General features: G+C 68.9%; 24 protein-coding genes. 10 read left to right on the forward strand and 14 right to left on the reverse strand.

Annotated features, from left to right (window positions below; genetic code table 11):
• Nucleotides 1-43 precede the first annotated feature (43 nt).
• Together DDV73_RS22465 and DDV73_RS22470 are read left to right on the forward strand one after the other, a co-directional pair.
• Complete coding sequence (locus DDV73_RS22465) at nt 44-559, forward strand: SigE family RNA polymerase sigma factor (protein ID WP_109509503.1); 516 nt, start codon at nt 44-46, stop codon at nt 557-559.
• A complete protein-coding gene (locus DDV73_RS22470; RefSeq protein WP_109509504.1) occupies nt 556-1,449 on the forward strand; it encodes a hypothetical protein in 894 nt (297 codons plus the stop codon). Before DDV73_RS22465 ends, DDV73_RS22470 begins: the two co-directional genes overlap by 4 nt.
• 6 nt (nt 1,450-1,455) lie before the next feature.
• On the opposite strand, the gene lon is transcribed toward DDV73_RS22470, so the two are convergent.
• On the reverse strand, nt 1,456-3,774 hold the full coding sequence (gene lon / locus DDV73_RS22475) for an endopeptidase La (protein ID WP_109509505.1): 2,319 nt from the start codon (nt 3,772-3,774) through the stop codon (nt 1,456-1,458).
• Between the two features lie 138 nt (nt 3,775-3,912).
• On the opposite strand from lon, the gene DDV73_RS22480 reads away from it, so the two are divergent.
• Both DDV73_RS22480 and DDV73_RS22485 read left to right on the forward strand, forming a co-directional pair.
• Nucleotides 3,913-4,416: a SigE family RNA polymerase sigma factor gene (locus DDV73_RS22480; protein WP_109509506.1), complete on the forward strand. Its 504-nt coding sequence runs from the start codon at nt 3,913-3,915 to the stop codon at nt 4,414-4,416.
• A gap of 1 nt (nt 4,417) precedes the next feature.
• Nucleotides 4,418-5,884 (forward strand): hypothetical protein, encoded by a 1,467-nt coding sequence (locus tag DDV73_RS22485; RefSeq protein WP_109509507.1) that lies wholly within the window; start codon nt 4,418-4,420, stop codon nt 5,882-5,884.
• 80 nt (nt 5,885-5,964) lie between these two features.
• Here DDV73_RS22485 and DDV73_RS22490 read toward each other — a convergent pair whose 3' ends face one another.
• The 4 genes from DDV73_RS22490 to DDV73_RS28495 form a co-directional block, all read right to left on the reverse strand.
• Nucleotides 5,965-6,384, reverse strand: coding sequence for a hypothetical protein (locus tag DDV73_RS22490; protein WP_109509508.1), 420 nt, complete (start codon nt 6,382-6,384; stop codon nt 5,965-5,967).
• A 10-nt stretch (nt 6,385-6,394) separates the two neighbouring features.
• Complete coding sequence (locus DDV73_RS22495; protein WP_206051041.1) at nt 6,395-7,537, reverse strand: NucA/NucB deoxyribonuclease domain-containing protein; 1,143 nt, start codon at nt 7,535-7,537, stop codon at nt 6,395-6,397.
• Nucleotides 7,538-7,860: 323 nt separating this feature from the next.
• Nucleotides 7,861-8,253 (reverse strand): hypothetical protein, encoded by a 393-nt coding sequence (locus tag DDV73_RS22500; RefSeq protein WP_154402864.1) that lies wholly within the window; start codon nt 8,251-8,253, stop codon nt 7,861-7,863.
• A gap of 119 nt (nt 8,254-8,372) precedes the next feature.
• Nucleotides 8,373-8,582 (reverse strand): hypothetical protein, encoded by a 210-nt coding sequence (locus DDV73_RS28495; RefSeq protein ID WP_154402865.1) that lies wholly within the window; start codon nt 8,580-8,582, stop codon nt 8,373-8,375.
• Nucleotides 8,583-8,752: 170 nt separating this feature from the next.
• Here DDV73_RS28495 and DDV73_RS22505 point away from each other — a divergent pair, with 170 nt between their 5' ends.
• Both DDV73_RS22505 and DDV73_RS22510 read left to right on the forward strand, forming a co-directional pair.
• Complete coding sequence (locus DDV73_RS22505) at nt 8,753-10,066, forward strand: XRE family transcriptional regulator (RefSeq protein ID WP_206051042.1); 1,314 nt, start codon at nt 8,753-8,755, stop codon at nt 10,064-10,066.
• Between the two features lie 8 nt (nt 10,067-10,074).
• Entirely contained in the window at nt 10,075-10,671 is a 597-nt protein-coding gene (locus tag DDV73_RS22510; RefSeq protein ID WP_109509548.1) for a GNAT family N-acetyltransferase, read from the forward strand.
• A 57-nt stretch (nt 10,672-10,728) separates the two neighbouring features.
• Here DDV73_RS22510 and DDV73_RS28905 read toward each other — a convergent pair whose 3' ends face one another.
• The 3 genes from DDV73_RS28905 to DDV73_RS22525 all read right to left on the reverse strand — a co-directional run bounded on the left by DDV73_RS28905 (nt 10,729) and on the right by DDV73_RS22525 (nt 12,947).
• Nucleotides 10,729-10,875, reverse strand: coding sequence for a carboxymuconolactone decarboxylase family protein (locus tag DDV73_RS28905; RefSeq protein WP_206051043.1), 147 nt, complete (start codon nt 10,873-10,875; stop codon nt 10,729-10,731).
• A 373-nt stretch (nt 10,876-11,248) separates the two neighbouring features.
• Entirely contained in the window at nt 11,249-11,977 is a 729-nt protein-coding gene (locus DDV73_RS28500) for a hypothetical protein (protein WP_154402866.1), read from the reverse strand.
• Nucleotides 11,978-12,029: 52 nt separating this feature from the next.
• Nucleotides 12,030-12,947: an EamA family transporter gene (locus DDV73_RS22525; RefSeq protein WP_206051044.1), complete on the reverse strand. Its 918-nt coding sequence runs from the start codon at nt 12,945-12,947 to the stop codon at nt 12,030-12,032.
• Between the two features lie 260 nt (nt 12,948-13,207).
• Between DDV73_RS22525 and DDV73_RS22530 the strand changes: the two genes are divergently transcribed.
• A complete protein-coding gene (locus DDV73_RS22530) occupies nt 13,208-13,945 on the forward strand; it encodes a septum formation family protein (protein WP_161962503.1) in 738 nt (245 codons plus the stop codon).
• An 18-nt stretch (nt 13,946-13,963) separates the two neighbouring features.
• On the opposite strand, the gene DDV73_RS22535 is transcribed toward DDV73_RS22530, so the two are convergent.
• Nucleotides 13,964-14,620 carry a TrmH family RNA methyltransferase gene (locus tag DDV73_RS22535; RefSeq protein WP_109509549.1) on the reverse strand — a complete coding sequence of 219 codons (657 nt, stop codon included), beginning with the start codon at nt 14,618-14,620 and terminating at the stop codon, nt 13,964-13,966.
• A gap of 239 nt (nt 14,621-14,859) precedes the next feature.
• Here DDV73_RS22535 and DDV73_RS22540 point away from each other — a divergent pair, with 239 nt between their 5' ends.
• Nucleotides 14,860-15,600: a DedA family protein gene (locus DDV73_RS22540; RefSeq protein WP_240617427.1), complete on the forward strand. Its 741-nt coding sequence runs from the start codon at nt 14,860-14,862 to the stop codon at nt 15,598-15,600.
• Between the two features lie 8 nt (nt 15,601-15,608).
• Here DDV73_RS22540 and pyrE read toward each other — a convergent pair whose 3' ends face one another.
• Both pyrE and DDV73_RS22550 read right to left on the reverse strand, forming a co-directional pair.
• The gene (gene pyrE, locus DDV73_RS22545) at nt 15,609-16,136 is read right to left on the reverse strand and encodes an orotate phosphoribosyltransferase (protein ID WP_109509516.1); all 528 of its coding nucleotides are present in this window, start codon (nt 16,134-16,136) and stop codon (nt 15,609-15,611) included.
• A gap of 128 nt (nt 16,137-16,264) precedes the next feature.
• The gene (locus DDV73_RS22550) at nt 16,265-16,975 is read right to left on the reverse strand and encodes a class E sortase (protein WP_109509517.1); all 711 of its coding nucleotides are present in this window, start codon (nt 16,973-16,975) and stop codon (nt 16,265-16,267) included.
• Between the two features lie 33 nt (nt 16,976-17,008).
• Here DDV73_RS22550 and DDV73_RS22555 point away from each other — a divergent pair, with 33 nt between their 5' ends.
• Nucleotides 17,009-18,181: a pyridoxal phosphate-dependent aminotransferase gene (locus tag DDV73_RS22555; RefSeq protein WP_109509518.1), complete on the forward strand. Its 1,173-nt coding sequence runs from the start codon at nt 17,009-17,011 to the stop codon at nt 18,179-18,181.
• Nucleotides 18,182-18,206: 25 nt separating this feature from the next.
• On the opposite strand, the gene DDV73_RS22560 is transcribed toward DDV73_RS22555, so the two are convergent.
• Nucleotides 18,207-19,001, reverse strand: a complete 795-nt coding sequence (locus DDV73_RS22560; RefSeq protein WP_109509519.1) for a zinc metalloprotease — start codon at nt 18,999-19,001, stop codon at nt 18,207-18,209.
• A gap of 163 nt (nt 19,002-19,164) precedes the next feature.
• Complete coding sequence (locus tag DDV73_RS22565) at nt 19,165-20,271, reverse strand: hypothetical protein (protein WP_109509520.1); 1,107 nt, start codon at nt 20,269-20,271, stop codon at nt 19,165-19,167.
• A gap of 186 nt (nt 20,272-20,457) precedes the next feature.
• Between DDV73_RS22565 and DDV73_RS22570 the strand changes: the two genes are divergently transcribed.
• Nucleotides 20,458-24,027, forward strand: coding sequence for an RICIN domain-containing protein (locus DDV73_RS22570; RefSeq protein ID WP_240617428.1), 3,570 nt, complete (start codon nt 20,458-20,460; stop codon nt 24,025-24,027).
• Nucleotides 24,028-24,114: 87 nt separating this feature from the next.
• Here DDV73_RS22570 and clpB read toward each other — a convergent pair whose 3' ends face one another.
• On the reverse strand, nt 24,115-26,730 hold the full coding sequence (clpB, locus tag DDV73_RS22575; RefSeq protein WP_109509522.1) for an ATP-dependent chaperone ClpB: 2,616 nt from the start codon (nt 26,728-26,730) through the stop codon (nt 24,115-24,117).
• Nucleotides 26,731-26,900: the final 170 nt, after the last annotated feature.

Below are 26,900 nucleotides of genomic sequence, written 5' to 3' on the forward strand. Positions count from 1 at the left end.
TCGGGTCTGCATCGTCTTAGGGCTAACCACGAAAGGGGGCTCCATGGGCAACATCAAGAGCGATGCCGCGTTCACCGAGTACGTCGCGGCCCGGCAGCGGCAGTACCGGCGGCTTGCGTACACCCTCTGCGGCGACTGGCACCGGTCCGAGGACCTCGTGCAGGTCGCCTTCACCAAGCTCTACCTGGCCTGGCCGCGGATCCAGCGCCAAGGCGCCGAGGACTCCTATCTCCGACGCATCCTGGTCCGCACCAACATCGACGAGAGCCGCCGCGCATGGCGCCGGCACGAGCGGCTGGGGCTGCCGTCCCTCGACCGTGCCGAGCCCACGCCTCCGCCCGAGGACGCGGCGCCGGTGATCGCGGCGCTCGCACGGCTCCCCGAGATGCAGCGGAAGGTGGTCGTCCTCCGGTTCTGGCTGGACCTCTCGGTCGAGCAGACGGCAGACGACCTCAAGATCGCCCCCGGCACTGTCAAGGCCCACACCCACGCCGGGCTGCACCGTCTCCGTGACCTCCTCGCCGAGCCAACCGCGTCAGACCACAAGGAGCTGGCATGAACGACAACCTGGACCTCAAGACCCGTATCGACGAGGCATTCGGTGGCGAGCCGCTGCTCCCAGCCGCCGCCGGCCGGCTCCGCGCCGGTCAGCAGGCGCGTCGCGTCCGGCGTACCGCCGCTGCGGGGGCGACCACCGCCCTCGCCCTGGTCGTCGGCGGCGCGGCGTGGGCGGCTGTCGACAGCGCCCGGGTCACCTCCGACCGCGGGTCCGGTGTGGCGGTCATGCCGTCCACGAGCCCGACCGACCCGACCATGCCAACGTCGGCGCCGTCACCGAGCACACCCATCGACCCGGCCGACATGACCGACATGACCGACGAGCAGATCATCGAGGTCTGCCGCAACGCCGACGACACCTCGACGAAGGCCAATGATCTCTTCTTCGACCAGCGGGGCGGTCGGGTCGCGGTCAAGGTGACCGACGACGAGGTGTTCTTCGAGACGCCGGACCGCAGCCTCTACGGCTGGTGCCAGCTGAGCGGGCCGCTGACCGAGATGGCGGTGTTCCGGCCCCCGCCGGAGCGCAGCAGCAAGGGTCTGCCGCTGAGCTGGAGTGATGAAGGCGTCACCTTCGTAACACGGCTCCCGAGCGAGGTCGAGAAGGTCCAGATCCGCTACGACGACGGCGTCGAGAAGACCACGGCGACCCGCGACGGGTGGCTCGCGACCTTCCATGTGCCGACGAAGCAGCGTCCGCGCTTCGAGGACATCCCGGTCCTGCGGATCACCTACTACGGCGCTGGAGACACGGTGCTCGCGGAATGGATCAACCCGGCGGCGGAGGGAATCCCGCCACGACCCGGCGTACCCGACGTGAGCATCTATCCCTCCCCCAGCTTCTACTCGCAGGACCGGCTGAACTACGACGGCACCAACTACACCGACTGAGGTGTGTCAGGCGGCCGCGCTGGTCACCGCCTCAGCGGGCTCCAGCGCGGTCGCCAGGATCTCCTGTACGTCGGAGACCAGGTGCACGGTGACGGCTTCGAGCACCTCGGTCGGCACGTCGTCGAGGTCCGGCTCGTTGCGCTTCGGCAGGAACACCTCGGTCAGGCCGGCCCGCTGAGCGGCGAGCAGCTTCTGCTTCACCCCGCCGATCGGCAGCACCCGCCCGGTCAGCGACACCTCGCCGGTCATCCCGACCGTCGAGCGCACCGGGCGGCCGGTGGCCAGCGAGACCAGCGCGGTGGTCATCGTGACGCCGGCCGACGGCCCGTCTTTAGGTACGGCGCCCGCCGGGACGTGCACGTGCAGCGGCTTCTCCAGTGCGGCCACGTCGACACCCAGGGCGTCGGCATGCGAGCGGACGTAGGTCAGCGCGATCTGCGCGGACTCCTTCATCACGTCGCCGAGCTGGCCGGTCAGCGTGAGGCCGGCGCTCTCACCTGGCAGCGCCGACGCCTCGATGTAGAGCACGTCGCCGCCCATCCCGGTGACCGCGAGACCGGACGCGACGCCCGGGACCGAGGTCCGCTCGTGGGACTCCGGAGTGAACCGGGGGCGACCGATCAGGTCCTTGAGCCCGTCGACCTCGACCGTGGTCGGCAGCTCACCGAGCGAGACCTTGCGGAACGCCTTCGCGAGCAGCCGCTCCAGCGACCGCACGCCCGCCTCACGGGTGTAGTTGGCCGCGATCTCGCGCAGCGCGTCGTCGGTGATCGCGACCTCATCCTCGGTCAGCGCCGCCCGCGAGAGCTGGCGCGGGACCAGGAAGTCGCGCGCGATCGCGACCTTGTCGTCCTCGGTGTAGCCGTCGATGGTGACCAGCTCCATCCGGTCCAGCAGCGCCGGCGGGATCGTCTCCAGCACGTTGGCGGTGGCGATGAACAGCACGTCGGACAGGTCCAGGTCGAGCTCGAGATAGTGGTCGCGGAACGTGTGGTTCTGCGCCGGGTCGAGCACCTCCAGCAGTGCTGCCGCCGGGTCGCCCCGGAAGTCGGAGCCGACCTTGTCGACCTCATCCAGCAGGACGACCGGGTTCATTGAGCCGGCCTCCTTGATCGCGCGCACGATCCGGCCGGGCAGCGCGCCGACGTAGGTACGCCGGTGACCGCGGATCTCCGCCTCGTCGCGGACGCCGCCGAGTGCCACCCGGACGAACTTGCGGCCCAGCGACCGGGCGACCGACTCACCCAGCGAGGTCTTGCCGACTCCAGGAGGTCCGGCAAGCAGCACCACCGCGCCGCTGCCCCGGCCGCCGATCACCTCGAGGTTGCGCTCGGCCCTTCGTGCCCGGACGGCCAGATACTCGACGATCCGCTCCTTGACCTCGTCCAGCCCGTGGTGGTCACGGTCGAGTACGGCGCGCGCCTCGGCGATGTCGGTCGAGTCCTTGGTCGTGACCGTCCAGGGCAGCTCCAGCACGGTGTCCAGCCAGGTCCGAATCCACCCGGCCTCCGGGTTCTGGTCCGAGGAGCGCTCCAGCTTGTCCACCTCGCGCAGCGCGGCCTCACGGACGTGGTCGGGCAGCTCGGCCGCCTCGACCCGGCTCCGGTAGTCGTCGGCACCGTCCGGCTCGCCCTCGCCGAGCTCCTTGCGGATCGCGGCAAGCTGCTGACGCAGCAGGAACTCGCGCTGGTTCTTCTCGACCGACTCCCGCACGTCCTCGCTGATCTTCTCGTCGACCTCGGACTGCGCGAGGTAGTCGCGGGTCCAGCCGGTCAGCAGCGTCAGCCGCTCGTCGACGTCCGGCGTCTCCAGCAGCTCGCGCTTGCGGTCGTTGGTGAGGTACGGCGCCCAGCCGGCCGTGTCGGCAAGCGCGGCCGGGTCCTCGATGGCGTTGACGGTGTCGATGATCTGCCACGCCTCGCGCTTCTGCAGGACCGCGACGACCAGCTTCTTGTACTCGGCCGCAAGCTCCGGCGTACGCTCCGAGGTCGGCTCGTCGACCGGCTCGGCCTCCACCCACAGGGCGGCGCCGGGCCCGGTGACACCGCTGCCGATCCTGGCCCGCTGGCTGGTGCGCAGCACCGCGGCGGACTCGCCGCCCCGGAACCGGCCGACCTTCTCGATCTCGGCCACCACGCCGTACTCCGCGTAGGTGCCGTCCAGCCGCGGCGCGACCAGCAGCTCGGCGGTCTCCCCCTCCCCTGCGCTGGCTCGGGCAGCGTCGACCGCGGCCTGGGCCGCCTCGTCCAGCTCGACCGGCACGATCATGCCCGGCAGCAGGACGACGTCATCGAGGAACAGGACTGGCAAGCGAAGTTGAGTCATACCGGCTCAACTAACAGGAGTCGCCCGGTGTTCCCTGTTCACCCACGGCGAACGCGGACGCGCGGTAAACCGTTCGCGTCCGGGTTTCCGTCTTTCCGTGGATGGCGCCGAGACTGGGGCCAAGATCTGGAGGTTCGGATGAAGAGGCGAGATCGGGACGCCGAGTTCAGCGAGTTCGTCGCGGCGCACCAGCGACAGCTTCGTCGGTTCGCCTACAGCGTGTGCGGTGACTGGACCCAGGCCGAGGACCTGCTCCAGACCGCGCTCACCAAGCTGTACGTCGCGTGGCCGAAGATGCGCTCGCGGGGTGTGGAGCACAGCTATGCGCGCCGGATCATCCTGCGCGCCACCATCGACGAGAAGCGCCGGCCGTGGCGACGGGAGAGTCCCGGCCTGGAGGGCTTCGACCATCCGGCCGCCCCCGGCGCGGACATCCACGAACGCGACGAGCTGATCACCGCGCTCGCGCAGATCCCCAAACGACAGCGCGAGGTCGTCGTACTCCGGCACCTGGTCGGGCTCTCGGTCGAGCAGACCGCCGAGGAGCTCGGCCTCGCCCCCGGCACCGTCAAGGCACACGCCCACCGCGCCCTACCCCGACTCCGCGAACTGCTCGGCGAGTCCCTGAGCGAGAGGAACTGACATGGAGACCAACGAGCTCGAGCGCCGCTTCGAGCGCGCCTTCGCCGATGAGCCGCCGCTGCGGGCGGTACCCGACCACCTGCACCACGGCCACCGCGCCCTGACCCGGCACCGGGTCCTGGTCGTAGGCGCCGGAGCGCTGGCCACCGTCCTAGTCGCCGGCACTGCGCTGGCCGCGTCCGGGGTCCTGGACCGTCCCGAGGCACAACCGGCGAGAGGAGACGCGGCGCTGATCGAGCGCTGCAAGGACGCCAGCGAGAGCAAGGATGACGCGGACCTGCTGCTGTCTTCCGGCCAGCCCAGCCTCCTGGTCAAGACCATCGGCACCCGCGAGACCTCCGCGGTGCTGCTGTCGGCCGACAAGAAGTACTGGGGCGAGTGCCACGTCGGCAGCTCCGCCCGCGAGGACGGCAACGGGATCACGGCGTACGAGATGGACCCGGCGCCCGACAACGACGGTCTCCGTCAGTCCGGCGGCTTCGGCTACAGCGGCGGCTGGCCGGGGTGCAGCAACCCGCAGCAGGAGTGCCGGATCGCCTTCTCCATCCTCGAGCGCCGCCCCTTGGAGGTGGCCCGCGCCGAGTACACGCTGGCAACCGGTGAGGTGGTCAAGGTCCAGGCCGTGCAGGGCTTCATCGCCGTCGACTACGAGGAGCCGGCGACCCGGGTGCCGGGCAAGAAGCCCGTGCAGCGGGCGGCACTGTACGCCGCGGACGGCACCATGCTCGCCGAGACCGTCGAGCCGGGCATCGAGCCGACCCCTGGCGTCCAGAGGCTGACGTACTACCCGGACCTCACCGGCATGCCCGTGGGCCCCGGCGCTGAGCAGCGCAATGACGCGCTGGAGGAGGAACTTGCTCCGGAGGAGGACGTCGCCCCGGAGGAGAAGATCGCAAAGCCCCAGCCGGGACTGACCGGACGCGCCCGCCTGCAGGACTCCTGCACCCTCGACGGGCTGCCGATTGACGGACCGCTGGCCAACGACCCCGACCCGCGGGTGGTCGCCTGGCACGAGACCCCGACCACGGCGGTCGCGGTCCTCGAAGGCAGCAACGGGAAGATCTGGGGCGGCTGCTACCTGCCGACCACCAAGGTCCCGTACCACCACCCGTACGTCGGCTCCTTCGTCCGCGGCGACCAGCCGTACGTCATCGCCGCCGGCCCGACGCACAACGACCAGCCGAAGGGCACCCGGGACTACTACTGGCAGCTCACCGACAAGCTCGACCCCCGGGTGGCCCGGGTCGAGGTGACCATGGTCGACGGCCAGGAGATCGCGGCCGAGACCGTCGACGGGTACATCGCGCTCGGCACCAGCGGCCTGCTGCCGGCCGACGCCGCCTGGGACAAGGACCACTGGACCCACGTCAACCTGCATCGGTCGATCCGCTTCTACGACGCCGGCGGGAAGCTGCTCGGCGAGACCCGCAACGCGCTGCCGATCGAGGGTTTCGCGTCGCTGCGCTGACGGCGTACAGCACGACGCCCGCCTCCGCCAACACGTGGCGGAAGCGGGCGTCGGTTCTTCTCGGCCGTGGGCCGACCACGCTATGGACTCTGCGGCCACACCTCGATCAGGTGTTGCTCTTCGTATTCGCCGAACATCTCTTGCGTCCGCTCGGGTGATCGAATCCGTATGCGGATGTGCCACGTCCCCGCATCTTGGGTCAATGGTCGATAGCGTTCAGCGGGTTCACTAAAATCCCCGTTTCGGATTTCAAGCGGCCCGGATGCACGGACCACGGTGTCTCGCACCGCGTCCCACTCGTCGGGGTCGGGCTCCTCGTCAGGAGGCTCTTCTGAGTAGGCGGTGTCGATCCGCAGTCCACCGTCGTCATACTTGTCGCCGACTAGCACGATCTCGTCACGCGAAGCGAAGAAGTCGTTAGCACCGGGTTCTGGGGACGGCAGGTTGCCGTCATGGAACTCGGTCACAAGGAGGTAGAAACCGTCCCCACGCAGTGTCACTGCTCGCTCCTTACTTTGTGATGACGACCCAATATTTCTCGCCGTCGAGGACCCGGGCCGTTGCGTAGAACGACGACAGTAGCGAACCAGACATCTTGTTGTCGAGGACGGGAACGTGCCCAACCGAGGTGCGAGACTTGGCGATGAAGTACGGTCCTTGCCTCGTTGTTGCGAAGGGGTACTCATCGCATGAGTCATTGTCATTTCGCTTCACAAAACCTCGGCACGCACGAACCCTATTCGGGTTCTTCCACGATGGGCCGTCGTAAACCCAGCGTTGAATCGGCTTCCCCATGAGGTCTTTGTAGTGAGCGCCCCAGTGGTCGCGAAGATTCTTCTGAGCGCGAAGGATGTGCCGTGCTGATTCCTTGACCCCGCGTTTGTCACTGGCACTGAACTTGAACGTCGGCCTGTATCCCTTGGAGACGCACCCACCGTACCGAGTTTTGAAGTAGTCGTGATTCTCGCAGCGACGATCTACGAAGTAGACGGTTTCCGGCACCGTGGGCCATGTCCCTGGCGGGAGGTACTTGTACGACGCGCGCAGCTTCAAGTGATGAGTCCCCCGGCCGCTTGATGTGAAGGTTCCGGTGCGCATCTTCTTGTCGTTTGCGGAGATCGACTTCGCGCTGTCGTCGCATCGTCCTGTGCAGACGATGTTGCCGGTGAGCCGGTTTCTCTCCTTGCGGCTGTATACGCCCGTCAGGTTCCCGGTCAGGGTGCTTGCCTTGAACTTCACCGTCTGCCGAGTGGACGTGGTCCAGAGATTGAACAGCGTGTATATGGTCGCGGTGCCGACAAGCTCGGTCGGGTTGGTGAGGTACGCCCTGAAGGTAGCGGCTTCGTTCTGACAGGTCTCCATGCGTTTCCAGAACGTCCTATCCGGGTGCTTGTATGCGTAGCCGCACAATCCGGCCGGGGCCTGCCGGCCTGAGGGCGTCGGGCTCACGCGGCGCATTTCCGCCGGAGTCGCGGGAGCAACGCAGATCCTGGCGGTTCGGCCGTTCTCGGTCTTGCCGTTAGCGCAGGCTGAGCGCTGTGCGCTCTGCGGTGCGGGCTGTGAGATCGGCGGTCCCAGTGCGGCGATCTCTTGGGCGAGGGACACCGAGTCCTGTGCCTCGGTGCCCGTGTAGCCGGTCGTGGCTGATGACATGCCCGCGGCGGGAAATGCCGTAACCGCAAGCGCAAAGGCAACACCAGTTGCCTTACACACACTCGATCTTGTTCTCATGACTTCCCTTCAATCTCTCGATACTTGATTCGGTCCAACGGATGCTCAAAGGGAGATGCTGTTCAGATTGGCGTTCGGGGATAGACGAAGAAGGGTGGGGCCGTCCCGGCAATGTGGTGCGGCCGTTCCCGGCTCTCGGGAGCCTGGACGTGCCGAGACGGCCCCGGCCTGGAACGGCTGGGCGGGTGCGGACTTCCCAGGTGTGGACGCGCGTCCTCGGGTGCTCCCCACCCGCCCGGCCGGCTTCAGGGACCCGGTCGCAGCGGGTCGGGCGGCGGGCTCGGCGGCGCCATAGGAGGCCGTAGAACGCCCTGTGAGCCCCGTTCGGGCTCTCCGGGCGGTTTCCGTGGGCCGTCCAGAGCGTCTGGGGCCACGTGGCGGGCCTCAAGGACCAGCGCGCCGGTCCTGGCCGCGACGCGCGAGGCGATGTCGGCAGCCGCACCGATCAACCACAGGTGCGAGGCGTTGGGCACGATGACTGCTCTCGCCTCGTCGCGGATCGCAGAGGCCACCAGCGCCTCGAACGCGGCCGGAGCCTGCTCGATCCGCTCCACGTACACGGTGCCGAGCGCGTAGCCCTCCTGCTCGGCGAACTGGGCGAGCATCCGCCGCGACAGGGCCAGCTCTGCCTCACTCAACGGCCTGCCCTGCTCGCGCACGTAGCCCAACGCAAGCGGTCGGGTCGCACCCGGTTCATGCCTGTTCGGCGGCTCAGTCACGGCCCCGTGCTCGATCCCGTGACCGCTCCTGGATGTCGTCACCGCGCGGCCTCGTTGGTCACTCGGCAGCCCGCGAAACGGCGACGCATACCGGCCTCGCAGCCAGCGGCTTGTTCGGCGGTCACCACGGCGCAGGCGATCAGCCGCGATCCGAACCACACGCGCACCGTGCGGGCTCGCTGCTCGCCGGGTACGGCTGCGACCACGGCCGATCGGGGATGCGATGAATGTCCGATATCGGATGTCATGCGGACTAGCGTCGGCGAGCCCTCCATGACCACGCGAGGGCCGCGTGCGGCCCCGTCGCGGACCTGTCGGGGTCCTCCGGCGGACATGTGGAGGACCTGGGCGACAACCCCGGTTCGACTGCCTACATTGGTTGTTGAAGGCCGCCGAGCACGCAGCGAGAGGAGGCAGGATGAGTGGGCGCGTTGATGAACCGCGAACCGTCCTGGAGTGCCTGGCGCGGCGGCTACACCGGACGTGGGAGGAACTGGCCGGCGACTTCGTCGCCGTCGCTTCGTCGCGCGGCGAGCGGGCCACGATGAGCCCACGGCATTTTCGGCGGCTCGCTGCCGGTGAGCGCGCACAATGCACGCCGGTCACGCGTCGTGTACTGGAAGCAATGTTTGATCGGCCATTCGAGGAACTCATTGCGCCGTATGGTGCGGACGATTCGGCCGCACTTGAACTTGCACGGGTGGCACAGCCCAGTGCATCGAAGTCCCAAGAGGAGATGATTGCAGTGGCGGCTTCTCGTGCCCGGCTGTTCGGTCGAAAGGCAAGTGAATCTAGTCTCAACGATGAATCGATCGATCAGATTCACGACGATGTTCGCCGGTTGTGCATGGCATATCCTCAACGTCCGCTCGCAGACATCGTGGGCGATCTGGTCATCGTTCAGGAAACACAGTTCTCACTGCTAGAGCGCCGGCAGCGTCCCAGCCACCTACAGCAGTTGTACTTCTTGACCGCCATTACCGGCGGGATGCTCGCCAAAGCATCGCACGACATGGGAGACGCGCATGCGGCGATGACGCAGGCCCGTACGGCTTTTCTGTGTGCAGATCACGCTGACCAAAACGGACTTCGGGCCTGGATACGCGGGCTCCAATCACTCGTCACGTATTGGGATGGCAGGCCGCGCGAGTCGGTCCGGTATGCCCAGCAAGGCGCAGCGATTGACCCGGGCCGCGGCACCACGAGTGTTTGGCTCGCTGTCAGTGAGGCACGCGGGCAGGCCGCACTTGGCAATGTCTCCGGCTCTTTGGGGGCAATCGAGCGCGGCGAGCGCGGCTGGGATGATGTTGCCAACGATGAGCTAGACGAGTTTGGCGGCATCTGTATGTTCAGCCGCGCGCGCCAGCTCTACTATTCGGCCGATGCTCTCGCGCTACTCCCCGCCGAGTCGCGACGCGCCGAGGAGTATGCAACACAGGCGGTCGCTGCCTACTCGGATGAGGACCGACCAGAGTGGGCATTTGGCGATCAGGCAGGGGCGCGCACCGATCTAGCGATAGCCCGCATCAATCACGGGGAGCCTGAGGGCGCGGCCGAGGCAATCGCGCCAGTCCTTGAGATGCCACCCGCCCGGCGGATCCGAGGCGTTGTGGCGAGTGCACGGAACGTCCACAAGGCGCTCGTGGCGTCCGACCTCGCGAAGCCGGGAGCCGAACTGCAAGAGCAGATTGAGGACTTCGTCCGGACTCCACTTGCGGCGCTGCCGCGTTGATGCGCGCCATGCGACCTGCTGCCGCACTTGGGGCTCGTATCTCTCTTCGCGAATTGGATGTCACCGACATTGACGACGCTGTCGCTATCGTCGGGGACGACGAAGTCACGCAGTGGCTATCCTTTGACGCACGAGACTCGTACGAGACCGCCGCCATGATTCAAGGCGTCATGGAGCGCGCCGCGCTATCTCCCCGGACCGAGTACTACCTCGCGGTCACCCCATCTACGAGTATCCAGATGATCGGGTTTGCCCGGCTCGGCCTCGAAGGCGTGAAGGCTGCTAATCTCGGCTATTCAATCAGACACGCAGATTGGGGCAAGGGCTACGCAACTGACGCTGCCCGCACAATGACGACCTTTGGGTTCGAGGTCCTGGGCCTACACCGTATCGCCGCTACTATCGGCCCTGACAACAACGCATCAATAGCCGTGGTCGAAAAACTTGGGTTCACTTATGAGGGCTGCATTCGTGACCACGTATTCACCAATGGGGCCTGGCGCGACAGCCTCCTATTCTCCGTTCTAGAATGCGAGTGGAAGCTTGCCAATCACCTCCTCGCCGAGCCGGGCGGCGACACCGGGCCCAGGCCTGAGGCACCGTAGGTAGACACGGGCAGCCGTGTTCCGACAATTGGCGGAGGCGGGCGTCGCGTCGTCTGGTCAGGATGCCCAGGAGGCGATCTCGGGCTCGCGGACCGCGACGTTGACCCGGTTGAACAGGTTGGTCAGGCCGATCATCAGCACCAGCGCGGCGAGCGCCTGCTCGTCGTAGTGCTTGGCGGCCTCCTGCCACACGGCGTCGGGCACCGGGTCGGCGGGGTCGAGATGGGTGGTCGCCTCGGTCAGCGCCAGCGCCGCCCGCTCGGCGTCGCTGAACTGGTCCGACGCAGCAGCCAGGTCGCGAGCGCGTGCAGCCGCTGGTCGGTCTCGCCCTGCTGCTTCGCGGTCTTCACCCCGTGTGGATCGCCTTGAAGAGGTTGCCGATCCCGGCCATCGCGTCGGGCAGGATCAGGACCGGGCTGGTCGTCGTGCGGGACATCGTCCTACTCCTTCGGATCGATTCGTCGTCACCGCACTGACGAATGCCGATCCACGGATGTGACAGCCGTCCTCGGCCGAAATAGCCGCTCGGGGTGTCGATCTCACGATCGACACCCCGAGCGAATGGCTGGTGCTGGACTCAGCGACCCGAGACCGGCACGTCCGGAAGGCCGGGAACGCCAGGCACACCGGGAACGCTGGGAACGCCCGGGACGCCCGGAACACCGGGAAGCTCCGGAACGCCGTCCGGCGGGAAGCTCACGCACTCGCCGGTCGCGGCGCACAGCTCGCCGGTCACGCCGCCGGTGCCGGCCTGCGCCCAGCCGCTACCCACAGGGGTCTCGAACTCGCCTGCCGCACCCTCGGTGGACGCGGTGCCGGAGGCGCTGAACTCGTCACCGACGTCCCGTACAGGGGTGTCGGGCAGCCCGGGCACACCCGGGAGGTCCGGAACACCGGGTACGCCAGGCACACCGGGAACGCCAGGCACACCTTCCGGCGGGAGGCTCACGCACTCGCCGGTCTCGGAGCAGAGCTCGCCGTTCACGCCGTCGGTGCCTGCCTGGGCCTGGCCGTTGCCGGCCGGGCTGTCGAACTCGCCAGCAGCGCCGTCGGTAGAAGCGCTCGCCGAGCCGCTGAGGTCGTCCCCGTTCGGACCGGCCTGACCCGACACAGATGCGCCGTCGGTGGAGCCGGTGCCGGAGGCCGAGATGGCCGGTCCGTCGAAGGCCGCGTAGGTGGCGCCTGCCGCCATCGGCAGCGCCAGCGCGCAGCCGGCGACGATGGTCGCTGTTCGCCTACTGAGGTGGAGCATCGTCAAGGGGTTCCTCTCGTAGTTGGTCCCCCACGGGCCTCCCCGCCCGCTCATGCTCCCGATTGACACGTAGAAACTGGTCTAAACCGGGACAAAGTGTCAAGTTCTAGTCCGGCGCGGCGGACACAGGGTCCACGGAGGTGTCTTGCAAAGCCGTGACGAGAAGGACGAGTCCGAGGGCGAGCAGGCCGAGGGCGCCGTACCCGACCGGCGTCAGCCGCTCGCCCAGCACGATCACGCCGAGCGCCGCGGCGATGGCGGGCTCGACCAGGGTGAGCGTGGCGGCGACGGGGACCGGCGTCGTACGGAGACCGCGGCCGTACAGCAGGTATCCGAGGGTCGTGGTGACCGCGCCCAGGTAGACCGCCACGAGCACACCCCGGCCGGTCTCGAGCCAGCCGAGCGGCGCCAGCGCGAGGGCCGGCGCAAGCACGATCCCGGCGCCCCCGAAGAGCGCCCCCATCACGGCGAGATCGTCTGCGCCACGCCTGATCAGGGCGGCCGCGGCGGTCGCGTACGACGCGTACCCCAGCCCGGACAGCAGCGCGAGCCCGACGCCGACCGGGTCGATGCTGGCCGTTGCGCCGCCATCGCCGCTCAGCACCAACAGCCCGCAACCGGAACCGGAGACAGCAGTCGCGAGCAGCCATCTGCCGGACGGCCGGCCGTGCCCGAACACGGCTGCGAGCAGCCCGGCGAACACCGGCCCACTGCCGATCGTGACCACGGTGCCGACCGCGACGCCGGTCCGGTCCGTCGCCGCGAAGTAGCTGGTCTGGTAGATCGCGATGCAGACCGCACCTACGGCCAGCACGGCCCAGCCCGCTCGGCCCATCGAACGTAGGGAGCCGAGACGGCCGGCGGCCGCAGCGAGGCCGGCCAACAGGACGCCGCCGAGGACGATCCGTACGGCGCCTACCGCAACCGGGTCGGCCGCGGCGGGTGCGAGCTGCTGGACGGTGCCAGTGGTCCCCCACAGGCAGGCGGCGGTGAGGATGAGCAAGGACGAAGAAGTGGATGACAAGAGACGCTCCTGGGACTGGAATCGACAAGGGATCCGGGTCCAGGGCGCGAAGGAACCGTCCGGGCGTGACCTCGGTCAGGCCGGATGGGTGAGTGGTTCGCTGGTTGCCGCGCCCCGGTCAGGAGACAGGGGGCGGGGTGGCGGTGCGCCAGGGCGTCATGGGGACGACCGTATCTTCCTGCGCAATGTCGGCGCCTTCGGTTAACGTGCGGCCGGACGCGGCGACCGACCGCGTTGCCACCACAACCGGGGGAGATCCCATGAACCTTGTCCGCATCGCCGCGGCCGCCGCCTGTGCGGTCGTCGCGACCGCCATCCTCACGCCACCCGCGACCTCCGCCGCGCCACTCCCCGCGGCGCCGAAGGTGGGCGAGTGCCGTAACTACACCCTTCAGCAGGCCGGCAAGCCGAGCAACGGCAGCCCGGTCGTGCCGTGCAAGGAGAAGCACACCGCGAAGGTGATCGGCGTCTTCCAGCTGCCGGCGGGAACCCCCGTGACTATGGACAAGGCCAGGCCGTTCGTAACCGAGAAGTGCTACCCGAAGTTCCGGTCTACCCTTGGCCGCACCGAGCGGCTGCGGCACCTCTCGGCGTACACGTTCAGCTACTTCATCCCGAACCAGCAGCAGCGTGAGGCCGGCGCCCGCTGGGTCCGCTGCGACATCGTCATTCTCGGCGCCTCGATGCTGCGGCCGTTGCCGAGCAACGCCACGCCGATGCTCCCGACAGCGCCGCTGCCGAACAAGGTCGCGCGCTGCCTCACCGGCGGTCACGTGCGGACCACCTGCGCGCAGAATCACGCCTTCCGAGCGACCGGTGTGACCGCGGTCGCCAGCAAGAAGTTCCCCGGCGAGCAGACGATGACGGCGATCGCGCGGCAGCGCTGCCCCCGGCTCGTGAGCACTCCGCGGAACTGGTACGCGACCTGGGCCAGCAAGACGGCGTACAACCTCGGCAAGGACCGGATGATCGTCTGCTACTCCCGCCGGTCGAACTGACCCGCCAGCCTGGCGCGGTCAGCCGCGCCAGGCAGGGTTGTCGCCGTCGCCGGACAGGTCGGCGTACTCCCGGATCCAGGAGTGCATCGCGATCGCGGCGGCGGCGCTGGCGTTGATCGAGCGGGTGGAGCCGAACTGGGCGATCGAGAAGGTGCCGTCACAGACCTCGCGGGCGCCGTCCGACAGCCCCGGCCCCTCCTGGCCGAACAGGAAGCAAACCCGGCGCGGCACCGTCATCGTCTCCAGGTGCTCGGAGCCGGGAAGGTTGTCGATCCCGAGCAGCCGGACCTCACGGGAGTGGAGGTACGCCGCCAGCTCGGCCGGCGTCTCGTGATGGCGGATGTGCTGGTAGCGGTCGGTGACCATCGCCCCGCGCCGGTTCCACCGTTTCTTGCCGACGATGTGCACCTCGGCCGCCAGGAAGGCGTTGGCGGAGCGGACGATGGTGCCGATGTTGAAGTCGTGCTGCCAGTTCTCGATGGCCACGTGGAAGTCGTGCCGCCGCTCGTCCAGGTCCGCCCGGATCGCCGCCATCGACCAGTAGCGATAACGGTCCACGACGTTGCGCCGGTCGCCCTCGCGCAGCAGCTGCGCGTCGTACACCTCGCTGCCGGGACCGCTCGGAAGCGGCCCCTCCCACGGCCCGACACCGACCTCGACCGGACCGTGCGGCATCGGGTCGTACGGCGCGTTCTCCTCCACGTTGGCGACACTAGTGGTCACGCCCGCGAGTTCGTCGAGGGTATGAGTGGTCAGGGTGCGTGCAGCGCAAGGCGGAGGAGGGAGGCGGGCCGGTGGCCCGTCGACCGACGACAACGCAGCGATGTGCGTGCCCTGGCCGCTCAGGCCCCGATGAACTCCCGGGCGTGACCACTAGGTCATGGGCCAACCAACCTCCGGTTAGGGTTGGCGCCGTGAGCGCACTGATGGAGATCCAGCCTCTCCTTTTCGGTATGGACTGGATGGACCCGCAGTGGCTCCTTGACCGCTTCCCCCACACCATCTTCTGGCTCAGCATGGTGATGCTCGTCGTGGAGTGCGGGTTGTTCTTCCCGTTCCTCCCCGGCGACACGCTGCTGTTCGCGATGGGCCTGTTCATCGCCGGCGACAACGTCGACATCGTGCCCGGCCACCACAGCATCGACCTGATGGTCGTCCTGGTCTCGTTCACCGCTGCCGGTTTCCTCGGCAACGTGATCGGCTACGAGATAGGCCGGGTGATCGGGCCACCGCTCTACGAGCGCGACGGCCGGATCCTGAAGCGGAAGTACTTCGACCAGACCCACGAGTTCTTCGAGAAGCACGGCACCAAGGCGCTGGTGATCGCCCGCTTCGTGCCGATAGTCCGCACCTTCATCACCGTGGTCGCCGGCGTCACCCAGATGAACCGGCGCACCTTCTTCGTATGGAGCTTCATCGGTTCGGTGCTGTGGGTCGTCTCGATCACGCTGCTCGGCTACTTCCTCGGCTCCGCCTTCCCGAAGCTCGGCGAGCGGCTCGACATCGCGCTGGTCCTGGTGGTCGCACTCTCGCTGATCCCGGTGGTCTGGGAGTGGTACCGGCACCGGCACAAGAAGCACCACCCGGTCGCGGAGGCCACTGAGGCCAATCCGCAGCCCGCCGAGGTCCCCGACGTACCCGAGGACCTGGTCTGAGCTAGGGCTCAGCCGCGGGCGGCGTCCAGCTCCGCCTTGGTGAGTACGGCGAGCACCTCGAGCCCGACGTCGGCCAGCGGGTTGACGTCGGCCGGGCTGCGGTCGATCGCGCACACGACTGTCTCCACGACCGCACCAGCCGCTCGCAGCGCGTTGGTGGCGTCGCGGACCGCGCCACCGGTCGTGATCACGTCCTCGACCAGCGTCACCCGCCGGCCCTCGACGGCCGGCCCCTCGGCCAGCTTGCCGGTGCCGTACTCCTTGGCCTTCTTCCGCACGAACAGCGCCGGCAGCCCGGTCCGGGCGCTCACCGCCGTCGCGATCGGGATCCCGCCCAGCTCCAGTCCGCCGAGCAGCTCGGTCCCGTCGGGCACCAGCGCCACCATCTGGTCCGCGACCCGCGCCAGCAGCGCCGGGTCGGACTCGAAGAGGTACTTGTCGAAGTACTCGGTCGAGGTCTGCCCGGACCGGAGCAGGAACTCCCCGGTGAGCCGGCAGCAGGCGTCGATATCGGCGGCGAGGTTCGGGTCGGTCATGGCCGCGATCCTACGAGGCATCGCGGTCGGCCTTGGTTTCGAGACGGTCGCAGAGCGACCTCCTCAACCAGCGGCCCGTCGGTTGAGGAGGTTGCGCAGCAACCGTCTCGAAACCATCGGGCCAATCGCTACTTCCGAGTCTTGGACTTCAGGTGGCCGAAGGCGACCAGGCGGTTGTCGGTGTGGAAGATCTCCGAACAGGTGGTCAGGGTGATCAGGCGCTGGCCCTTGGTCTGCTCCGGCTGGACGCCGCCGTCCGGGTTCGTCGGCAGCCGGTCGAGCACCCAGCCGGCGGTGAACGGCACGGTCAGATCCTCGCCGCCGGTGTCGAGGACGTAGGTGTAGAGGTAGTCCCGGGTCTCGATGATCACCTCATCGCCCGGGTCGAGCTTCGGCATGTCGCGCAGCGGCTCGCCGTGGGTGACCCGGTGCGCGGCCAGCGCGTAGTTGCCCTTCTGGCCGACCTTGGCCGAGCTCTTGAAGTGGCCGTAGCCGGCGGCCAGCACCCCGTCCGACGTACCTTCCAGAATGGGTACGGCGTAGTCGTCGCCGAAGCTCGGGATCCGCACAATCGCGCCCGCCTTCGCGCCCTTGCCGCCCTCGGAGACCTCGACCAGCTCCTCGCCGGACTCCCAGCCCTGGACGATGTCGTCCTTGACCGCCTGGTGCTTGCGCTGCGAGACCCAGTTGGTGCCCCAGAACTCCCAGCCGACGTACCCGAGCAGGCAGACCCCCGACAGGATCAGCAACATGCCGATCGCGGTGACCAGCTTGCTCTTCGGGCGCAGCGCGCGGCGACGTCCCCTCGCGGGCGCGGGCGTCTTCTGCTTCCTGAGCACACCGCGATTCTGCCTGGTCGCTACCTTGTGCTCATGGGGAACCCCACACGACTCGCCAGCCGGCTGCACGGTATCCCGCCCACCATCTTCACCGAGATGTCGGCGCTCGCGGTCCGCACCAAGTCGGTCAACCTCGGCCAGGGCTTCCCGGACGAGGACGGGCCGCCGACGGTGATCGCACGCGCGGTGGCCGCGCTGGAGGGTGGAGAGAACCAGTACGCACCCGGTCCCGGCCGGCCCGAGCTACGGGCCGCGATCGCCCGCCACCAGCAGCGGCACTACGGCATCGACCTGGACCCGGCCTCGCAGATCGTGGTCACGACCGGCTGCACCGAGGGCATCGCCGCCGCGCTGCTCGGACTGGTCGACCCGGGCGACGAGGTGATCGTGCTCGAGCCCTACTACGACTCCTACGTGGCGATGATCCAGATGGCCGGTGGGGTACGCCGGCCGGTCACCCTGCGCGCGCCGGACTTCCGGCTCGACCCGGCCGAGCTGGCCGCGGCCGTCACCCCACGGACCCGCTACCTGCTGATCAACACCCCGCACAACCCGACCGGCACCGTGCTGACTCCCGCCGAGCTCGCCGCCGTCGCCGAGGTCGCGATTCGGCATGACCTGGTCGTGATCACCGACGAGGTCTACGAGCACCTCACCTTCGACGACCATCAGCACGTCCCGCTCGCGACCCTGCCCGGCATGTTCGAGCGGACCCTGACTCTGTCCAGCGCCGGCAAGAGCTACTCGTTCACCGGCTGGAAGGTGGGCTGGGCGACCGGTCCGGCTGAGTTGATCAGCGCCGTACTCTCCGCGAAGCAGTGGCTCAGCTTCACCTCCGGCGCTCCGCTCCAGCCGGCGATCGCGCACGCGCTCGACGACGAGCCCGACTTCCCGCGCCGGCTGGCCGACGACCTGAGCGCGGCCCGCGACCTGCTCTGCTCCGGACTCGCCGACGTCGGGCTGACCCCGCGAGTCCCTGAGGGCACCTACTTCGCGATCACCGATATCAGCCACCTCGGGTACGCCGACGGCAAGACCTTCTGCCTCGGCCTGCCGGACCGGGCCGGCGTGGTGGCCATTCCCGCGCAGGCGTTCTACGACGATCAGGACGAAGGCCGCCAGCTGGTGCGCTGGGCGTTCTGCAAGGAGCGCTCGGTGATCGAGGAGGGCCTACGCAGGCTGAAGGCCGCCACGCTGGAAGCGTGACGGCCTTCGGCCTAGTGCGTATTGATCAGTTGCCGTAGACGGCGCGGGCGCCCGCGGCGTCGGTAGCGGTCATGCTGAGGTCGTTCGACGAGCCGTTGCACTGCGGGTAGTGCATGATCGAGGCCGAGTCGTACGGCGTGAGCGGACGCCAGTTGTTGTCCTCGAAGCAGGTGCCCGACTCCGGCCGGGTGTGCTCGTGCCGGAAGCCCAGGGTGTGGCCGAGCTCGTGACCCATGATGTTGGCCGGCGACCAGGAGCCCGAGGTCCAGATCGAGTTGTCGACCAGGACGTTGCGCTTGCGGGTGCTCGGGAAGAAGGCGCGGGCGATGTACTGCGACGTCTCGACCGGCTCCACCGAGAAGACCACGCTCTTGTTGCTGGTGGTGCAGCTGGCGTCCGCGGACGGCACGTAGACGTAGTCGATGCCGGAGGACGCGTTCTCCCACAGCGCCGCACCGTTGGCCATGGCAGTGACCATCCGACCGTGGTCGGCGCCGAACTTGGTGCTGACGCAGTAGCGCAGGTCCTTGGCCTGGGTGGCAGACCACTTGTCGTCACGGCCGCGGACGGTGTTGATGATCAGCTCGGTGGAGCTGGTGCGCTTCGGCTCCTTCACCATCACGTCGTAGTACTGGCGCAGCTCGCCGTTGTTGGCGACCGGCTCGTCACCGTTGACGATGTACTGGCCGTCGGTGTCGACGTGGGTCGAGTCGGCGAACTCCTGGTAGCTCGGCGCGGTCTCCGCGAATGCGGTGCCAGCGGCGAGGGTGGCGGCAGCGAGCCCTGCCGCTACCCCGAGAAGGCGGGCCTTCTTCTGCATGTCGGTGCTCCGTTCTTGGTGGTACCTCGCGCGGGCGGCACAAGGTGAGCGGAACATTAGGCGACATGTCATCCAGTCAAAAGATCTTGATTCGGACGCTGACGGAAGGCAGGATCTGCCGGTTATCCAACAGATCGCCGAAAAACGTTCGATATACGAACGGCTAGCGGCCGGAGGCCCGGCGCCCGGAGGCCCAGCCGGCCGCATCCGGCCTGGTCAGCAGGTAGACCGCGGCACCGGCGGCGACCACCACCAACAGGATCGGTGGCGCACTGACCGCCGCCACGAGCGCGAGTGCCGCCACCGCGCAGGTCGACACGATCAGCGTGATCCGGGCCCAGTCCTGGCCGATCCAGGTGAGGTAGGCCAGCACCATCGCGGCGACCGCCCAGAGCGCGAAGACCACCAGCACCATCCACAGCGCGGTCATCAGCATCTCGTCGGTGACACCGTCCTTGGCCAGGTCGGGGTTCTGCTTGTGCGCCTCGTCTAGGACGCGGTTCTGGTTGCCGGCGAGCAGTGCGCCGGTCAGCACCAGGCCGACCAGCGCCATCGCCGAGCAGACCCAGGTCAGCGTGCAGGCGAGCATCAGCGAGCTGGGACGTACGCCGCGCTTGGCCGAGGCCACGACCGGCGGGCCGGCAAGCGGCGGCGTGACACCAGGAGCAGGCTCCGGCGGCGTACCGAACCCACTGACCGCACGCGGCTCGGGGGGCTCGGGGGACTCGGCCGGCGGCTCTGTCTGGTCGACCGGTGTCGGCGGAGCGGCGGGCGGGACGGCCGGAGCGTCGGGCCGTGCCGGCGGCGTACCGCCGGTGAGCGCGGTCGCCCGCTCCCGTTGCCGGCCGTCGAACCAGTCGCGGGCGGGCGGCGTCCACAGCATCAGCGCGGCGACGGCGACGATCGTGGACATGAAGCCGCCGACGACGAAGCCGGACAGGAGCAGGGGTACGGCGAGCACGGTGAGCGCGAGCCGGGCGCCGCGGTGTCGCTGCAGGACGTGCCAGCCGAGGATCGCGGCGGCGGCCGCACAGGCGCCGGCGATCATCGCCAGCACCCGCATGATGGTCAGCCCGGCCTCGGTGCCGATCCCGAGCCCATCGGCCGGCGGCTCGCTCAGCGCCCGCTCGACGGACTCACGTACCTCGACGGTGTGCAGGCTGGACACGGTCTCGAAGACCGTGATGACGACGAACACCGAGCCGATGATGATCATCCAGCCGGCCAGCGTTACCTGACCCGGTCGCTCCGCACTCGTCGCCTCACTCACCGCCTCATTCCATCACGCGCGCCCAAGGCCGGGCGCGCCGCACCGATCCAGATACGCCGGTTACTTCTGCGTACCTCTGGCGCCGGGACGCCGTGGGGCCTAAGGTCTCTCCAAATTCCGATCGTTTCTGTCGTTAAGAGGTGCGAATCGCTCATGTTCAATCACTCCCTGCGACGCTTGCTCGTCGTGCTCGCGATTCTAGGAACCGCCCTGGCGGGTCTCGCGGTGACCGCCGCGCCGACCGTCGCCGCCGGCGGTCAGCTGGGTGACGTCACCGGCTACGAGCGGTCAGGCGACACCTATACCTTCCGGTCCGGCGCCGCGGCGCTGCGGGTGATCTTCTCCGACGACGACCTGTTCCGGGTCTGGCTGGCTCCGGACGGCAAGTTCTCCGACCCGGCCAACGCCGATCCCAACAACCCGCACGACCCGGACGCCGACATCATCGTCAAGGGCGACTACCCCGGCGGCCGCTCGACGGTGGCCGAGACCGACACGGCGTACGTCATCAAGACCGCGAAGGCGCAGCTGACCGTCACCAAGAAGCCGCTCACCCTGCACCTCGCGACCGCCGGCGGCAAGGCGCTGTGGGACGAGACCGCGCCGCTGTCCTGGAACGCCGACGGCACGGCGCAGTCGCTGTCGCGCGCGGACCAGGAGCAGTTCTTCGGCGGCGGCATGCAGAACGGCCGGTTCAGCCACCGCGACCAGACGATCCAGATCTCGCGCGACTTCAACTGGAACGACGGCGGCAACCCCAACGCCGCGCCGTTCTACGTCTCCTCGCGCGGGTACGGCGTACTCCGCAACACCTTCGCCCCCGGCAGCTACGCCTTCACCGCCCCGGTCCGCACCAACCACGACGAGCAGCGCTTCGACGCCTACTACTTCGTCGGCGACGCCGAGCAGGTCATCGACGGCTACACCGAGCTGACCGGCCGGCCGATGGCGGTGCCGATGTACGCGCTCGAGATCGGCGACGCCGACTGCTACCTGCACAACGCCAACCGCGGTGAGCGGGAGACGCTGCGCGACTCCAAGGCGATCGCCGACGGGTACGCCGAGCACGGCATGCCGCTCGGCTGGATGCTGGTCAACGACGGCTACGGCTGTGGCTACGAGGACCTCGCCGAGACCGGCGACATGCTGCAGGGCAACGGCAGCGAGCTGGGCCTGTGGACCGAGTCCGACTTGACCAACCAGGAGACCGAGGTCGCCGCCGGCGTCCGGGTTCGCAAGACCGACGTCGCGTGGGTCGGCCCCGGCTACCGGTTCGCGCTGGACGCCTGTGAGAAGTCGCGCGACGGCATCGAGGACAACAGCGAGGACCGGGCGACGGTGCTGACCGTCGAGGGCTGGGCCGGCACCCAGCGCTGCGCGGCCCCGTGGAGCGGCGACCAGTCCGGCACCTTCGAGTACATCCGCTGGCAGATCCCGACCTACGCCGGCTCCACCATGTCCGGCCAGCACCTCGCGACCGGCGACGTGGACGGCATCTTCGGCGGCAGCGCCAAGACCTACGCCCGCGACCTGCAGTGGAAGATGTTCCTGCCGATGACCTACGCGATGAGCGGCTGGGCGAACTCGGACAAGCAGCCCTGGCGGTACGGCGCGCCGTACACCGCGATCAACCGGAAGTACCTGATGCTGCACGAGCGGCTGCTGCCGTACTTCTACACCCACACGATGCGCGCCCACCAGAACGGCGTCGGCGCCACCAAGCCGCTGTACCTCAACTACCCGTCCGACCCGAACACTTGGGGCGACAAGGTCAAGTACGAGTTCCTCGCCGGTGACGACTTCCTGGTCGCGCCGGTCTACGAGGACAGCACCCGGCGCGACGGCATCTACCTGCCGAAGGGCACCTGGGTCGACTACTGGAGCGGCCGGGTCCACCAGGGCCCGAAGACCATCGACGGCTACAAGGCGCCGCTGGACACGCTGCCGCTGTTCGTCCGTGCCGGCGCGGTCGTCCCGCAGTTCCCCGAGGGCACCCTCGACTGGAAGCAGGGCAAGGACTCCGGGCGGCTCGACCTCGACGTCTACCCGCAGGGCACCTCGTCGTTCGTCAACTACGAGGACGACGGCCGCACCCAGGCGCACGCGACCGGCAAGAACGCCAGCCAGGAGTTCAAGGTCGACGCGCCCCGGTCGGGCGCCGGCGACGTCGAGATCAAGATCGGCGCAGTGAAGGGCTCGTACGCCGGCAAGCCGGGCAGCCGTGGCTACACGCTCTCGGTGCACACCGACCGCTCACCCGACCGGGTCACGGTAGGCGGCTCGCGGCTCACCAAGCGCACCTCCAAGGCCGCCCTCGACGGGTCGAGGTCCGGCTGGTTCCACGACGCCGACGCCGGCATCACCTGGGTGCGCACCGACGCGCTGTCGACCTCGCGTGAGGTCGAGGTCGAGCTCGAGGACTCGGCGGCGGTCGGCGGCATCCGCAGCACCGCCCGCGACGTCGCGCTGGACTCCACGGTCAACCCGATCGCGGTCGCCGGCGAGGCCACCGAGCTGAGCACGACCTTCACCAACCAGACCGGGGTGCGGGTGAGCCTGCAGGGCATCACCCCGACCGTGCCCACGGGTTGGACGGCGACGCCGACCGGCGCCGCGCCGACCGGCCGGGTCGAGCCCGGCAAGTCGGTCACCGCGACGTACCAGCTCACGCCGGCGGCGGCCGCCGAGCCGGGCACGGCCGAGCTGAGCCTGCGTGCGTCGTACACCGTCGACGGCCAGCCGTTCTCGGTCACCGACCGCTCGCAGACCACGCTGGCCTTCGCCGACGTGGCGTCCGCGGCCAACAATGTCGGCGTCACCCGGTCCGACAACCCGGCGCCGGGCAACCTCGACGGGGGCGGCAACTCGTTCCTCGCCGAGCGGCTCGCCGAGAAGGGGGTGACGCCGGGCGCGCAGCTCAGCCTGAACGGGTTCGACTTCACCTGGCCGAACGCCCAGCCCGGCACCGAGGACAACGTGGCCGCCGACAGCGCGACCGTCAGCGTCACCGGACAGGGCAACGCGCTCGCGTTCCTCGGCACCGGCACCAGCGGCTCGGCCGCCGGCACCGCCACCGTCCACTACGCCGACGGCACGACCAGCACCGCCACCCTGGGCTTCCCGAACTGGTGCTGCCTGGCGACCGACTCGTACGGCGCCAAGATCGCGGTCGCGATGAAGGGCCGTAACACCCAGGCCGGACCCGCCAACGCCACCACCGACTACCGGCTCTACACCAAGACGCTGCGGATCGACCCGTCGAAGCAGGTGGTCGCGGTGACGCTGCCGTCGGCGCCGTCGGTGCACGTGTTCGCGATGACGGTCGGCACCGAGGACGTCGTACCCCCGCCGGTCCCGAACGGCCAGTACTCGCTCACCAACACCGAGTCAGGTCTGGCCCTCGACGCTCCCGGCAACACCAGCGCCGGGCAGCTCACGGTCTCACCGGTCGGCGCCGCCGCCTCCCAGAAGTGGGTGCTCACCCAGCAGGACGACGGCTCGTACCAGATCAAGAACGCCGGCAGCGGGCTGTGCGCGGACGTGGCCTTCAGCTCGCAGACCAGTGGGGCGGAGGTCGTGCAGTACTCCTGCGGCACCACGCCGAACCAGCGCTGGGCGATCACCAACGCCGCCGGCGTGCTGACGATCAAGGCCAAGCACAGCGGCCTCAGCCTGGCCGCCGGCGCAGGTGGCCTGGTCGTCCAGGTCACCGACACCGGCGCCGCCAACCAGCGCTGGCGAGCGACCGCCAACTGAGGGCCGCGCGCGCTCGCGGTACCGAAGAGTACGACGGTTCCCGGCTAGGGATTCCGGCCTACTCTTCGGTACCGCAGCGCGCGGCCGTCAGCTCGTCAGCAGCAGACCGTCGACCCCGTCCGAGTGGTCGACGGTCACCTTGCCGCCATCGGTGATCTCGCCGGCGATCAGCAGCTTCGCCAGCGGGTCGCCGATGGCGGTCTGGATCAGCCGGCGCAGCGGGCGGGCGCCGTACGCCGGGTCGTAGCCGGTGTCGGCCAGCCACCGGCGGGCGGCGTCGGTGACCGAGATCGTGATCCGGCGTACCGCCAGCCGCTTCTCCAGCAGCGCGAGCTGCAGGTCGACGATGTGCTGCAGTTCGTCCTTGGTTAGCGCGTCGAACACCACGATCTCGTCGAGCCGGTTGAGGAACTCCGGCTTGAACGACTGCCGCACCGTCGACATCACCCGCTCCCGCCGGTCCTCCGACTTCAGGGTCGGGTCGACCAGGAACGCCGAGCCGAGGTTCGAGGTCAGGATCAGCAGCGTGTTGCGGAAGTCCACGGTCCGGCCCTGACCGTCGGTCAGCCGGCCGTCGTCGAGCACCTGCAGCAGGATGTCGAAGACCTCGGGGTGCGCCTTCTCCACCTCGTCCAGGAGTACGACGGAGTACGGGCGCCTCCGGACCGCCTCGGTCAGCTGGCCGCCCTCGTCGTAGCCGACGTACCCGGGCGGCGCGCCGACCAGCCGGGCCACGCTGTGCTTCTCGGAGTACTCACTCATGTCGATCCGGACGATCGCCCGCTCGTCGTCGAACAGGAAGTCCGCCAGCGCCTTGGCCAGCTCGGTCTTGCCGGTGCCGGTCGGCCCGAGGAACAGGAAGCTTCCCGTGGGGCGGTTCGGGTCCGAGATCCCGGCGCGAGAACGGCGTACGGCGTCACTCACCGCGCGCACCGCCTCCCGCTGGCCGATCAGCCGCTCGCCGATCACCGACTCCATCTCCAGCAGCTTCGCGGTCTCCCCCTGCAGCAGCCGGCCCGTCGGGATGCCGGTCCAGGCCTCGACGACGTCGGCGATCTGCTCGGCGCCGACCTCCTCGCCGACCAGCGGCTCGACGCCACCTTGATCAGACCCAGCCTCGGCCTTTCCTTGGTTTTCTTCGACCTCGGCCAGCCGCTTCTCCAGCGCGGGGATCTGGGCGTACCGGATCTCGCTGGCCTTCTCGAGGTTGCCCTCGCGGAGCAGGCGGTCGGCCTCGATCCGCAGCTGGTCGAGCTGGCGGCGTACCTCTCCCTCGCCCTCCAGCGACGCCTTCTCCCGCTCCCAGCGTGCCTCGAGGCCGCGCAACTGCTCCTCGCTGTCCGCGAGGTCCTTGCGCAGCTTCACCAGCCGGTCCGCGGACGCGGCGTCCGACTCCTTGGCGAGCGCGAACTCCTCCATCTTCAGCCGCTCGACCGAGCGCCGGAGCTGGTCGATCTCCTCGGGCGAGGACTCGATCTCCATGCGGAGCCGGCTCGCGGCCTCGTCGATCAGGTCGATCGCCTTGTCGGGCAGCTGGCGGCCGGTGATGTAGCGGTCGCTCAGCGTCGCGGCGGCCACCAGCGCGGCGTCGGTGATCCGGACGCCGTGGTGCGCTTCGTACTTCTCCTGGATGCCGCGCAGGATCTGGATGGTGTCCTCGACGCTCGGCTCGCCGACGAAGACCTGCTGGAAGCGGCGTTCCAGGGCCGGGTCCTTCTCAATCCGCTCGCGGTACTCGTCGAGCGTGGTCGCGCCGATCATGTGGAGCTCGCCGCGGGCCAGCATCGGCTTGAGCATGTTGCCGGCGTCCATCGCGGAGTCGCCGCCGGCGCCCGCGCCGACCACGGTGTGCAGCTCGTCGATGAAGGTGATGATCTGGCCGCCGGCGTCCTTGATCTCCTCGAGCACGGCCTTGAGCCGCTCCTCGAACTCGCCGCGGTACTTGGCGCCTGCCACCATCGCGGCCAGGTCGAGGCTGAGCACCCGCCGGCCCTTGAGCGAGTCGGGTACGTCGCCCTCGACGACGCGCTGCGCCAGCCCCTCGACGACGGCCGTCTTGCCGACGCCGGGCTCGCCGATCAGCACCGGGTTGTTCTTCGTCCTGCGCGAGAGGACCTGGACGACGCGGCGGATCTCGGCGTCGCGTCCGATCACCGGGTCGAGCTTGCCCTCCTCGGCTGCCTTGGTCAGGTCGACGGAAAACTTCTCCAGGCTCTCGTACGTCGACTCCGCGTCCTGGCTGGTCACCCTTCGGTTGCCGCGGACAGCGGTCAGCCCGTCGCGCAGCCCCGCCTCGGTCAGGCCGGCGTCGGTGATCAGCTTCTGGGCGCTGCTCTGGGTGCCGGCCAGCGCGATCAGCAGGTGCTCGGTCGCGACGTAGTCGTCCTTCATCGAGCTCGCGAGGTCGATGGCGCCGGCGAGCACCCGGGTCAGCGCCGCGGCCGCGCCCGGCTGCTGCACGGTCGCACCGCTCGCCTTCGGGAGCGCTGCCATCGCGGACTCGGCCTTGGTGGTCAGCGCGTCCACGTCGGCGCCGGTCTTCGCGATCAGGTTGCGGGCGGTGCCGTCCTGCTGCCGGAGCAGCGCGACGAGCAGGTGGATCGGCTCGGTGGCGGTGTTGCCGGCGGTGGTCGCGGAGACCTGCGCGGCCTCGATCGCCTCCCGCGCCCGGGTGGTGAACTTGTCGGCGCCGAACTGACTCATCTTCTGGGTGTCCCCCTCGTCCTCGGGTGGTCGAGCAGCTGTCCTGCGAACCTAGTCTCGGATGGTCGAGCAGGTTGCGCAGCAACCGTCGTCGAGACCACTCTGGCCTCACTCGGGATAACGCACCAGAAGTTGAGTCTGTTCTACTCAACTTTGGGAACGATGGTGAT

It is taken from the genome of Nocardioides speluncae (assembly GCF_003121585.1).
Lineage (GTDB): Bacteria > Actinomycetota > Actinomycetes > Propionibacteriales > Nocardioidaceae > Nocardioides > Nocardioides speluncae.

Excerpts from the sequence above, each read along its gene's own strand:
- DDV73_RS28500 (WP_154402866.1), bottom strand. The coding sequence starts at position 11,977 with ATGAGCGGGCGGGGAGGCCCGTGGGGGACCAACTACGAGAGGAACCCC.
- DDV73_RS22465 (WP_109509503.1), top strand. The coding sequence starts at position 44 with ATGGGCAACATCAAGAGCGATGCCGCGTTCACCGAGTACGTCGCGGCC.
- lon (WP_109509505.1), bottom strand. The coding sequence starts at position 3,774 with ATGACTCAACTTCGCTTGCCAGTCCTGTTCCTCGATGACGTCGTCCTG.
- DDV73_RS22530 (WP_161962503.1), top strand. The coding sequence starts at position 13,208 with ATGAACCTTGTCCGCATCGCCGCGGCCGCCGCCTGTGCGGTCGTCGCG.
- DDV73_RS22470 (WP_109509504.1), top strand. The coding sequence starts at position 556 with ATGAACGACAACCTGGACCTCAAGACCCGTATCGACGAGGCATTCGGT.
- DDV73_RS28495 (WP_154402865.1), bottom strand. The coding sequence starts at position 8,582 with ATGACATCCGATATCGGACATTCATCGCATCCCCGATCGGCCGTGGTC.
- DDV73_RS22480 (WP_109509506.1), top strand. The coding sequence starts at position 3,913 with ATGAAGAGGCGAGATCGGGACGCCGAGTTCAGCGAGTTCGTCGCGGCG.
- clpB (WP_109509522.1), bottom strand. The coding sequence starts at position 26,730 with ATGAGTCAGTTCGGCGCCGACAAGTTCACCACCCGGGCGCGGGAGGCG.
- DDV73_RS22485 (WP_109509507.1), top strand. The coding sequence starts at position 4,418 with ATGGAGACCAACGAGCTCGAGCGCCGCTTCGAGCGCGCCTTCGCCGAT.
- DDV73_RS22535 (WP_109509549.1), bottom strand. The coding sequence starts at position 14,620 with ATGCCGCACGGTCCGGTCGAGGTCGGTGTCGGGCCGTGGGAGGGGCCG.
- pyrE (WP_109509516.1), bottom strand. The coding sequence starts at position 16,136 with ATGACCGACCCGAACCTCGCCGCCGATATCGACGCCTGCTGCCGGCTC.
- DDV73_RS22555 (WP_109509518.1), top strand. The coding sequence starts at position 17,009 with ATGGGGAACCCCACACGACTCGCCAGCCGGCTGCACGGTATCCCGCCC.
- DDV73_RS22495 (WP_206051041.1), bottom strand. The coding sequence starts at position 7,537 with ATGTCATCAGCCACGACCGGCTACACGGGCACCGAGGCACAGGACTCG.
- DDV73_RS22510 (WP_109509548.1), top strand. The coding sequence starts at position 10,075 with ATGCGACCTGCTGCCGCACTTGGGGCTCGTATCTCTCTTCGCGAATTG.
- DDV73_RS22560 (WP_109509519.1), bottom strand. The coding sequence starts at position 19,001 with ATGCAGAAGAAGGCCCGCCTTCTCGGGGTAGCGGCAGGGCTCGCTGCC.
- DDV73_RS22505 (WP_206051042.1), top strand. The coding sequence starts at position 8,753 with ATGAGTGGGCGCGTTGATGAACCGCGAACCGTCCTGGAGTGCCTGGCG.